The following is a 10,375-nucleotide window of genomic DNA, read 5'->3' on the forward strand; positions in this document are numbered from 1 at the left end:
CGATATCATATCACAGAAGTCATCAGCTCAAAAAGCGGTTCAGGTTTCCCCCGGGAGAACTTCATTCCCTCCCGCCCATTCTAACACGAATGAAAATATAATGTCAAGAACCCATCGCCTTCATTTACAATACTCTTGGAAGGAACTCACATAGCAGCGGCCCGGAACCAGCATACGGTTCCGGGCCGCCATATCATGATACTTCCCTCAAAATACTTTAATCATCCCCAAGAATATCATTAATCTTATTCTTAATCAAATCCGCCTTCGCTCCAAACACCGCCTGGATTCCGCCCTTCACTTCCAGAACCGCCACGGCGCCCTCGGCCTTAATGGCTTCCTTGTCCACCTTGGAAATGTCACGCACCGCCACTCTCAACCGTGTGATACATGCGTCACAATCCTCAACGTTCTCCTTTCCACCCAGAGCCGCCAGCACGCGCACAGCCGACTCCGCGATGGTTCCCTTCGTCTCCACGTTCACCTCATCGTCATCATTTTCCCGGCCAGGTGTCGCTACATTGAACTTCGTAATCAGGAAACGGAACAGGAAGTAGTAAAGCGCAAACCAGAACACGCCCACAACCACCACATACAGCCAGTGGGTCTTCGCATTCCCCTGCAGGATACCAAACAGCGTAAAGTCAATAAATCCGCCTGAGAACGTATTACCAATCCGGACACTCAGCAAATCCGCAATCGCAAAGGACACACCATCCAAGAATGCATGAACTACATACAGCCACGGTGCCACAAACAGGAACATGAATTCCAGCGGCTCCGTGATACCGGTCAGGAACGAGGTCAGCGCTGCCGAGAACAACAGACCGCCTACCAGTTTCCGCCGTCCCTTCGGCACGCAGTGGTACATCGCCAGCGCCGCTCCCGGAAGACCAAACATCATCGTGTCAAAACGTCCGGCAAAGAATCTCGTCCCCGCCGTAAACATCCCCGTAAAGTTCGGGTCAGCCAGCTCCGCAAAGAAAATCTTCTGCGCACCGGCAATGGTCTCTCCAGCCACCACAGCCGTCCCGCCAAGCTCCGTATACCAGAACATAGGGTAAATCATATGGTGCAGTCCAACCGCGCCGCACAGACGCATCAGGAACCCATACAGGAAGGTTCCAAACACACCCATTCCCGCAATGGCCGTTCCCACATTAACCAAAAGCCCCTGGAACGGAGGCCAGATAATGTAGAACAACGCGCCCACAAAAATCGCCAGAAACGAAGATGCAATCGGAATAAATCTGGACCCGCCAAAGAATCCCAAAAACTGCGGAAGCTGAATATTGCGGTACCGCCCGTGAAGCCACGTAACCATACACCCAATCACAATCGCCCCCACAACGCCGGTATCAATCGCACTTCCCTCCGGATTGAACACCGTCAAAAATGCGCCAATCGTAGCATTCATAACCAGAAATGCCACAGCCGCCGCCAGACCGGCAGTTCCCTTATCCTTCTTCGCCAGGCCAACCGCCAGACCAATACACATAATCATAGACAGATTGGCAAACACAACATTGCCCGCGGCGCTCATAATCTGGAACAGCGCCTGCAAAAAGAACACATTTAAAAATGGATAAGCCGCCACCGTATTCGGGTTGGACAGCGCGCCGCCGATTCCCAACAGCAGACCTGCCGCCGGAAGAATAGCGATAGGAAGCATAAATGCCTTTCCCAACTTCTGTAACTGTTTAAACATTTCATTTCCCCCTTTTTCGATTATAAAACCATTATCTGCATTATTTCATCGTAACATTCATAATGTGGTAAATCAGATATCCCTGCTCGTCTTTCGTCACGTCTTTCCCCGTCCGCTCTTTCACATAACGGTTGATTTTTTTGACACAGGCATAAGCCTCCGGGAACTGCTTTTTCCCAATCTTGTAGAAAAAGCTGTCATCCTTCGGCTGGTCCGCAGGGTCCAGCACTCTTCGGATAAAGAATTGCAAATGCCGCACAAACCGTTGATAATTCAGAGATTCCTCGTCCATAATATTTCCAAAGCAGTCCTCCACAATCGCCAGAATATCCGGTATCATCCGGGTGGCCTCCATGGTCACATGGAACTGCTGGTCCATCGACGCATTGACAATATGAAGCGTGATAAATCCAATCTCATCCTCCGAGATGGCCACCCCCGTCTTCCTCTCAATGATAACCGCCGCGTCCTTCGCCAGCCCAAACTCCCTCTTGTAGAAATGCTTGATATCCACCAGCAGTGGGTTCTCACACACAATGCCATCGCGTTCCCGCTCCAGCGACAGACTGATATGGTCGGTCAGCGTCAGGTAAATGCTCTCGTTCAGCTTCGTGTCCAGCTTCTCCTCCAGCATCCTGACAATCTCCTCGCATATCTCCAGATAGATGGATGGCATATCCTTCACCAGCTGTTCCAGACGCCCCATCACAACCTTATCCTTCAGCGTAAACAGCTTCTCGATTTTCTCCGTGTCCACCGTCTCGCCGGGCTTTTTCGTAAATGCCAGCCCCTTGCCGATGGCAATCATCTCCTGGCCATCCTCGTCATGGGTCACGATCACATTGTTGTTATAAATCCTGATTATCTCCAAGTTCGTGCTCTTCCTCCCCTATCCCAAACAATACAGCTTCTGCCCGGCGTCCACATCACCCTCGCACAATACTTCAAGGGTACCCAGATTCGCCGCGTTTGATACAAGCACCATGGTCGTCGTCTCGTGGCCGGCCGCCTCAATCTTCTCCGGCTCAAAGGTCAGGAGAAGCTGCCCTCTCGTCACCCTGTCGCCCTGTCCAACCTTCAGGCTGAAGCCGTCGCCCTTCATGGTCACCGTGTCAATGCCAACATGGATTAACACTTCCATCCCGTCATCACTCATCAGTCCAATTGCGTGTCCCGTGGGAAATGCCGCCGCAACCGTCCCGTCAACCGGAGCATACACACAGCCCTCCGCCGGAATCACAGCCACGCCCACGCCCAGAATCCCCTCCGCAAATGCCGGGTCAGAAACCTCATGAAGTGGAATCATCCGTCCCTTAACCGGACTCATCACCACATGCTTCTCCACCGGCTCCACAGCAGAATTCTCTTTCCGCTTAAGCAAACCATCCAAAAAGCCCATCAAATCACCTCCATTCTCATCCATATATTTCTCTCACATGGCAGATTTACGGTTCCGGAGATTTCGACAGCTTTTGGTGAAAATAAAAAAAGCACGCTATCCACCGAAATCATCCATAGCCGCAAATATGCTATGTCTTAAGATCTCGGTTAAGCCTGCTTGTCAGTAACTTTCCTTGTTTCTTACACTTAGAATACCTATTTTTAATAAAATAGTCAAGAATATTTTATAAAGTTTTTATTTTTGGGTAAAACTGCACAAATTTAGTCAATTATTTTGTAACAAGTGACGGATTCTCCGTGGAACCAGCCGGTCACCGGCACAGACCAGTCTCTTCATCTTTGTAGTCCAGCCGGGCCCTGGCACCAGCCAGCCCCCTCATCCTTGCAGTCAGTTATCCGCACCGCCTCCAAACACCTGCCTGCACAGCCGCCGTCCCGTCATCGTGTCCGCCAATCCGCCCTCCGCCGTCTCTTTCAATGCCGGGGACATGGAATCCCCCACCCGTTTCATCGCCAGAATCACCTCATCCGCCGGAATGGCGCTCTCAATCCCCGCCAGCGCCATCTCCGCCGCCATGAGCGCCGTGGTAACACCGGCCGCATTTCTTTTAATACACGGAATCTCTACCAGTCCCGCCACCGGGTCACATACCAGCCCCAGCACACATTTCAGCGCAATCGCCGCGGCATGGGCCGACTGGGCTGGACTTCCCCCTCCCAGTTCTACCAGCGCTGCGGCAGCCATGGCGGAGGCGGACCCGCATTCCGCCTGGCAGCCTCCCTGCGCCCCCGCAATGCACGCCCGGTTTGCTATCACCATCCCAAACGCCGACGCCGTAAAAAGCGCCATCACGCACTGCTCCACGGTGCATCCATGCTCCTGCTCCGCCGTCAGAAGCGCCGCCGGCAATATCCCACAGCTTCCCGCCGTAGGCGCCGCCACAATCCGTCCCATGGCTGCGTTCCACTCACTGACCGCCAGCGCCGTCCCCATGGCAAAAGGCAGAACCCGTCCCGTCAACGTTTTCCCCCTCTTCCCATATTCCATCATCCGAAAGGCGTCCCCGCCCGTCAGGCCGCTGGCGGACCTCACGTCTCTCTGTCCGCCCTGTTTCGCCGCCTCCTTCATCACCTCATAGCTGTGGGCCATCCGCTCAAACGCCTGCTTTGCGGAACACTCCAGCTGCTTTGCCTGTTCCTCCAGACACAGCTCCGAGAGCCGTCTGCCCTCCCGCTCTGCCTGTTCCACCAAAAACTCTATGGAATCATATCGAAGTCCCATTCCAATCTCCTCCTACACCGGTTCTAAAAATGTGACCGCGCTGACATGCTCGATTTCCTCAATCCGTCTCACCGTCTCCTCATCAGGCGCCGCATCCATCTCAATGGTCATCACCGCCGTTCCGCCCTTCTTCTCCCTGGACAGATGAAAATTGCTGATATTCACCCCGATTTTCCCAAGCTCCTCCGCCACCGCCGCAATCATTCCCGGCGCGTCCCGGTGAAGCACAATCAGAGTCGCATTCTGGCAGTTAAATGCCACCGGCATCCCATCTACCATGCCAACCTGCACATTTCCACCGCCCACACTGGACGCCTGCATACTCACCCGGCGGCCACTCTTCCCGGTCAGACAAATCCTGGCCGTATTGGGGTGGACATCCTCCAGCTCCCCCGTGGTAATCGTCACAGCCAGCCCCTGCCGCTTTGCCAGTTCCAGGCTGTCCCGAAGCCTTGCATCCTCCGGGCTCAGCCCCAGAATCCCGGCCACCAGCGCCTTGTCCGTGCCATGTCCCCGGTAAGTCTTCGCAAAGCTGCCGTGAAGCAGAATCTCCGCTTCCACCGCCGTTTCTCCAAGCAGGGCCCGTCCAATCCGTCCAATTCTGGCCGCCCCCGCCGTATGGCTGGAGGACGGCCCAATCATCACCGGCCCTACAATGTCAAACACATTCATAGAGGGCTACTCCTTCCCTTCTGCTTTCTTCAAATCACTCTTAAGCGTCATCTTAATCTTCCCGGCCTTATAAAGTCCCAGCGCGCACAGAGCCGTCAGCCCCATACAGATTAACACCACAAAGCCTTCCTTCCCGCCAAGAGGATAGAACGCGTTGACCACAAACACCAGCGCCACCGGCACAATCATGGAGAGACATTTTCCCTTGGCCACATACTCCCCGCAGTCGTCGTTGACAAAACTTAAGAAAATGCCGCCGAACAGCGCCGGAAGCAGATATTTAGTCGCCGTCTGAACCGCCGGACTTGTCAGAACCGGGCGCAGCGGCACCAGCAGAATCACGCCCAGCACGATAATCAGCGTCGTCACAATCGAGGAGACCGCCACTCCTATCGTCGCAATCGTATCTCCCTCATCCGTCCCCTGGGCCGTATCCGTCAGAACCTGTGCATTCACCACCACCGGAATCTTCAGATTCATCACATTTCCCGTCAGGAAGGTTAAATAAGCCGCTGAGCCTAACAGTGGCGTGTAGCTCAACACCTCCGCAATATTGGTCGGCAGAAACACCGCCAGCAAGCCGCCGCCCACCGCAAAGATTTCCCCTACGCTCTTCGGCCACACATCGTACACCTGGCACACCACCGCCGGTATTCCCAGCATAAATCCGATGGCAATGATAACCCCAATCCTCCCAATACGGTGGATACTCTTCTCATAATTTTTATCCATAGTAATTTCCCCTCTCCGCTTACAGAATCTTTTCCCAAACCAGGGAAGATGCCATACCAAGCAGTAATGTATTCGCCATCACAAAGTTTCTAAGCCACGCCAGCTGGAACCGCTTTATCACCTGCATCTGAATCAGCACAATCAGGCAGGAAGTCAGCACCACCGCCAGATAAACCGGCCCCTTCATCATCTGAAGCGGCAGAAATGCCTCAATAATCGCCAGAGACAGCACACCTGTCACCAATGCCCCCGTCTGCCCATTCTTCTTTCTGGCCGTCTGAAGACCGGACTGCACCTTCTTGCCAAATATCAGTACGCCCACAATACCGCCCAGAATGCAGATACTCATGACAAACATCACCGTACCTACAATGGATGGGTCCCCCGCCGCGTTCAGCGCCGCAATGGACTCATATCCCGCTCCAGTGGCCACCATATCGGAAGCCATCAGCTCATACGTCACCGCTCCAACTACCGAGAGCCGGAACCAGGACCACGGAACGCCCAGAACCGCCGCCAGACTGAACAAACCAATCACAATGGACACGGACGGCACCACCGAATAAATTGCGGATGACGTAATCGCCGTCTTCATTTTCTCTTTAGAAAGTCCTATCTCCACCCCATGCTTGTAAGCCTTCCGAAACGTAATCACACAGAAAATCAGGATATATACAATTCCCGCCATCACCAGTCCATACAATACCGGGCTGTTCATAATCTCATTAAACGTCATCTTCTTCTCCTCCTATGTCCCCACTCTTATTCCACATCCGCCGGCACAATTCCATCCGGTATCGGGGAAATGTAAACGCCGCCGGTCTCCTCCAAAAGCTCCTTCTTCGCCTGCTCCACAATGGCCGGCTCCTCATAAACCTTTGCACATGCCAGTGCAATCGCTCTGGCCACCGCCAGACTCGCCTTGTCACCGATGGAGGTCCCCACCTGGGCCGTCATCTGCCAGGTATGGGCGCCCGTCTCCGGCACTCCCACCGCCGCGGTAATTTGCGCGGTTGGAACCTGGTAACTCACATCTCCCACATCACTGGAACCTGTCATCACCCGGTCTCTCATGGCATCCGTATAGGGAACAATAAACGTATTAAGCGGTCTCCTGGCAAATTCCTCCGGGCTGATGCCATTTCGCTTCGCCCCCTCGGCAATCACTCTGGCCTTCTGCTCCTCCGGCATAATATCCAGGAATTTTCTCGCAATGGCAAATTCCTCCTCGCCAAAGTCCGGAGCCCCGGTCTCCACAAAAGAGTCCGCCAGCAGCTTCGAAGCCGTAGGATTCGGTATCGTATCACTCATACCACCCAGCACCTGAATCTCAACCTCCGTCTCCGTCATAAGCGCCGCTCCCTGGGCTATCTTTTTAATCCTCTCCAGAATCTCCCCGCTCTGTTTCAGCTTTGGCGCCCGCACAAAGTAAAGAAGAGACGCATGGTCCGGAACCACGTTCGGCGCCTTCCCGCCACAGTCTATGTACGCATAATGCACCCTGGCATTCGATATGATATGCTCCCTCAGATAATTCACGCCCACATTCATCAGCTCACAGGCATCCAGCGCGCTTCTACCCAGCTCCGGCGCCGCTCCCGCGTGGGAAGTCCGCCCTTTAAAATCAAACCGGGCCTTATAGTAGGCCACCGTCCTCACCGACATGGACATATTCCCATCCATGGGATGCCAGCAAAACGTCATATCCAGGTCATCAAAGCAGTGGGCTTTCACCATAAATGTCTTGCCAAATCCTGTCTCCTCCGCCGGACATCCATAGAGCTCCACCGTTCCTGTCTGCCCTGTCTGCTTTAAATACTCCTTCACCGCAATCGCCGCTCCCACGGCTCCCGCTCCCAGAGCGCTGTGCCCACAGCCATGGCCGTACTCCTTTCCCTTGATAGGACAGGGCTTTGCCACACCGGCTTCCTGGCTCAGATCCGGCAGTGCGTCATACTCCGCCAGAATTCCAATCACCGGCTTCCCGCTTCCATACCGCCCCACAAAAGAAGTGGCAATCCCAGCCAGCCCGGATTCCAGCTCAAATCCTTCCTCCAGCAGCACTTCCTTGATTTTCTCCGCGCTCCGCTCCTCATGGTAGCCAAACTCCGCAAAATCCCACACCGACTGATTGATGCCGGAAATGATGTCCGCCTTGTCTGCCACGATGTCACATATTAACTTTTTTTCTCCATAACCCTTCTCCTTTTTATGCATATTTTCTATATGCAATCATAGCAGAGAAGAAGGGCTTGGAGGAAATATATCATAGTTATGGGTATATATAAAAGATTTATAGATAGATGGACTAGAAATCCATCCGCAGTTTCAAATAGTCCAGATACTCCTTCGCAAACGGGCTCAGTTTCCTGTCCATGGAATAAAGCACCCCCACCGTAACCGTCTTATTCTCAAACGGAAGCTGTACCACGCCATGTTCCCGGTTATATTCGTCCGAGTGGGGCAGGACAATGCTGAAGGCGTTGGAATTGGCCACCAGCGACGCTCTCGACGAGGTGGACTGCACACAAATCAGGCGGTCCGGGTTTACAATCTCCTCCCAGGGCATCCAGTAAGCATCCCTGTCCAGCAAATCCGCAAATGCCACATAAGGATAATCTCTCAGCTTTCCCACATCAAACTTCTCCTCCTTCAGCAGAGGATGGTTTTCCGACAGCTGAATATAGAATTTCGTCTTCTTAAATATCTCATACTTCACATGCAGATCCAGACAAAGGCGCCGGAAATTCGAGGACCCATAGTCCAGATAAACCGCCAAATCGCAAAGATTCCGATACAACGCCTCCACCTGCCTCTCCCCGTCCCCGATAAAACAGGAAAAATGCAGATGAGGCATCTCCTCATACTTCCTGCACAAATCCATAAATGCCTCAAACGCCGGGACATACCTGGGGTAAACCAGCCGGAACGAGCACTCTTCCCCTTCATTCATCCCACTGGTAATATCTGCAATATCCTCCATAATCGACGCCGCCTTCTGCACCAGTCTCTGCCCATTTCCCGTCAGCTGCATCCCCATCGTCGTCCGCTCAAAAATCGTTATCCCCAGCTCATGCTCCAGATTCTTTATCGCATTGCTCAAATTAGGCTGTGACAGATACAGATTCCTGGCCGCCTTCGACACAGACCCCGTCTTGGTCACTTCCAGTACATATTGAAGCTGTTGAATTGTCATATGTATTCCCCCATGGTTTTATCCTTAATAGCCTTATCTTTAATACTCCTATGATACCATGATTTTCTTGAAAACGTAACGTTTAGTTTTTCTGCAACGCAAAAAGCTGCAACTCCTGATTTCTCAGAAATTACAGCTTCTATACTGCCGGCGACCGGAATCGAACCGGTACGGGCGATTAGGCCCGCAGGATTTTAAGTCCTGTGCGTCTGCCAGTTCCGCCACGCCGGCATGCGATAAAACGCATACATGATATCTTGCGATATCGAGTGGGACCTATAGGGCTCGAACCTATGACCCTCTGCTTGTAAGGCAGATGCTCTCCCAGCTGAGCTAAGATCCCATGGGATTATGAAGTTGACACAAAAATTATTTTACACTGTTTTTACCCGTTTGTAAAGGGCTAAATTCGTGTAAAAAACGACCCGGATGGGACTCGAACCCACGACCTCCGCCGTGACAGGGCGGCGCTCTAACCAACTGAGCCACCGGGCCAAATCATTTTTTAACAGTACTATTTAGTTCAGTGTAGTGGACCTTCGGGGACTCGAACCCGGGACCGACCGGTTATGAGCCGGTTGCTCTAACCAACTGAGCTAAAGGTCCAAAATATTAATCTTGCGTCAAGCCGATAACGGCACGTCTCTCTCGTAAAGCGGACAGAGTGACCCCAAGGGGATTTGAACCCCTGTTACCGCCGTGAAAGGGCGATGTCTTAACCGCTTGACCATGGGGCCAAAAACTCCCTGAGTTGGACTCGAACCAACGACACCGCGGTTAACAGCCGCGTGCTCTACCGACTGAGCTATCAAGGAATATTAGGTATACTGTATTCTACCATATACCCTCAAAACCACACATTGCTATATACCTTCATCCATTCTTACTTCCTCTACCTAAACCAACTTGGTTAAGCCCTCGACCTATTAGTAACAGTCAGCTACACATGTTGCCATGCTTCCACCTCTGCCCTATCTACCTCGTCGTCTTCAAGGGGTCTTACTACTTGCGTATGGGATATCTCATCTTGAGGGGGGCTTCACGCTTAGATGCCTTCAGCGTTTATCCCTTCCCGACTTGGCTACTCTGCCATAGACTTGATAGTCTAACAGATACACCAGAGGTCAGTCCATCCCGGTCCTCTCGTACTAAGGACAGCTCCTCTCAAATATCCTACGCCCACGCCGGATAGGGACCGAACTGTCTCACGACGTTCTGAACCCAGCTCGCGTACCGCTTTAATGGGCGAACAGCCCAACCCTTGGGACCTACTTCAGCCCCAGGATGCGATGAGCCGACATCGAGGTGCCAAACCACTCCGTCGATGTGAACTCTTGGGAGTGATAAGCCTGTTATCCCCAGGGTAGCTTTTATCCGTTGAGCG

General features: G+C 52.9%; 9 protein-coding genes, 6 tRNA genes, 1 rRNA gene and 1 riboswitch. All 16 genes read right to left on the reverse strand.

Annotated features, from left to right (window positions below):
- Positions 1 to 6: 6 nt before the first annotated feature.
- A riboswitch (Fluoride riboswitch) is annotated at positions 7 to 78 on the reverse strand.
- 139 nt (positions 79 to 217) lie between these two features.
- Complete coding sequence (locus tag HMPREF9473_RS25025; RefSeq protein ID WP_006783029.1) at positions 218 to 1,708, reverse strand: PTS transporter subunit EIIC; 1,491 nt, start codon at positions 1,706 to 1,708, stop codon at positions 218 to 220.
- A 40-nt stretch (positions 1,709 to 1,748) separates the two neighbouring features.
- Complete coding sequence (gene licT, locus HMPREF9473_RS25030) at positions 1,749 to 2,579, reverse strand: BglG family transcription antiterminator LicT (RefSeq protein ID WP_006783030.1); 831 nt, start codon at positions 2,577 to 2,579, stop codon at positions 1,749 to 1,751.
- 18 nt (positions 2,580 to 2,597) lie between these two features.
- On the reverse strand, positions 2,598 to 3,131 hold the full coding sequence (locus HMPREF9473_RS25035) for a PTS sugar transporter subunit IIA (RefSeq protein ID WP_138669761.1): 534 nt from the start codon (positions 3,129 to 3,131) through the stop codon (positions 2,598 to 2,600).
- A 366-nt stretch (positions 3,132 to 3,497) separates the two neighbouring features.
- Positions 3,498 to 4,391 (reverse strand): L-serine ammonia-lyase, iron-sulfur-dependent, subunit alpha, encoded by an 894-nt coding sequence (sdaAA, locus tag HMPREF9473_RS25040; RefSeq protein ID WP_006783032.1) that lies wholly within the window; start codon positions 4,389 to 4,391, stop codon positions 3,498 to 3,500.
- 12 nt (positions 4,392 to 4,403) lie between these two features.
- Positions 4,404 to 5,063, reverse strand: a complete 660-nt coding sequence (sdaAB, locus tag HMPREF9473_RS25045) for an L-serine ammonia-lyase, iron-sulfur-dependent subunit beta (protein WP_006783033.1) — start codon at positions 5,061 to 5,063, stop codon at positions 4,404 to 4,406.
- A gap of 6 nt (positions 5,064 to 5,069) precedes the next feature.
- Positions 5,070 to 5,795 (reverse strand): hypothetical protein, encoded by a 726-nt coding sequence (locus HMPREF9473_RS25050; protein WP_006783034.1) that lies wholly within the window; start codon positions 5,793 to 5,795, stop codon positions 5,070 to 5,072.
- Positions 5,796 to 5,814: 19 nt separating this feature from the next.
- Positions 5,815 to 6,531 carry a DUF5058 family protein gene (locus HMPREF9473_RS25055; protein WP_006783035.1) on the reverse strand — a complete coding sequence of 239 codons (717 nt, stop codon included), beginning with the start codon at positions 6,529 to 6,531 and terminating at the stop codon, positions 5,815 to 5,817.
- 26 nt (positions 6,532 to 6,557) lie between these two features.
- Positions 6,558 to 7,961 carry an amidohydrolase gene (locus tag HMPREF9473_RS25060; RefSeq protein ID WP_242830900.1) on the reverse strand — a complete coding sequence of 468 codons (1,404 nt, stop codon included), beginning with the start codon at positions 7,959 to 7,961 and terminating at the stop codon, positions 6,558 to 6,560.
- Positions 7,962 to 8,103: 142 nt separating this feature from the next.
- Entirely contained in the window at positions 8,104 to 8,991 is an 888-nt protein-coding gene (locus HMPREF9473_RS25065; protein WP_006783037.1) for a LysR family transcriptional regulator, read from the reverse strand.
- Between the two features lie 145 nt (positions 8,992 to 9,136).
- A tRNA-Leu gene (locus HMPREF9473_RS25070) sits at positions 9,137 to 9,222 on the reverse strand.
- Positions 9,223 to 9,261: 39 nt separating this feature from the next.
- Positions 9,262 to 9,334 (reverse strand) — tRNA-Val (locus tag HMPREF9473_RS25075).
- Between the two features lie 78 nt (positions 9,335 to 9,412).
- Positions 9,413 to 9,486 (reverse strand) — tRNA-Asp (locus HMPREF9473_RS25080).
- 37 nt (positions 9,487 to 9,523) lie between these two features.
- Positions 9,524 to 9,597, reverse strand: a tRNA-Ile gene (locus tag HMPREF9473_RS25085).
- A gap of 59 nt (positions 9,598 to 9,656) precedes the next feature.
- Positions 9,657 to 9,728: transfer RNA gene (locus HMPREF9473_RS25090), tRNA-Glu, on the reverse strand.
- A 5-nt stretch (positions 9,729 to 9,733) separates the two neighbouring features.
- Positions 9,734 to 9,806 (reverse strand) — tRNA-Asn (locus HMPREF9473_RS25095).
- A 91-nt stretch (positions 9,807 to 9,897) separates the two neighbouring features.
- A 23S ribosomal RNA gene (locus tag HMPREF9473_RS25100) occupies positions 9,898 to 10,375 on the reverse strand; the annotation flags it as partial.

Origin of the sequence: Hungatella hathewayi WAL-18680, from assembly GCF_000235505.1 — a bacterium.
In the GTDB taxonomy this organism is placed as follows: domain Bacteria; phylum Bacillota; class Clostridia; order Lachnospirales; family Lachnospiraceae; genus Hungatella_A; species Hungatella_A hathewayi_A.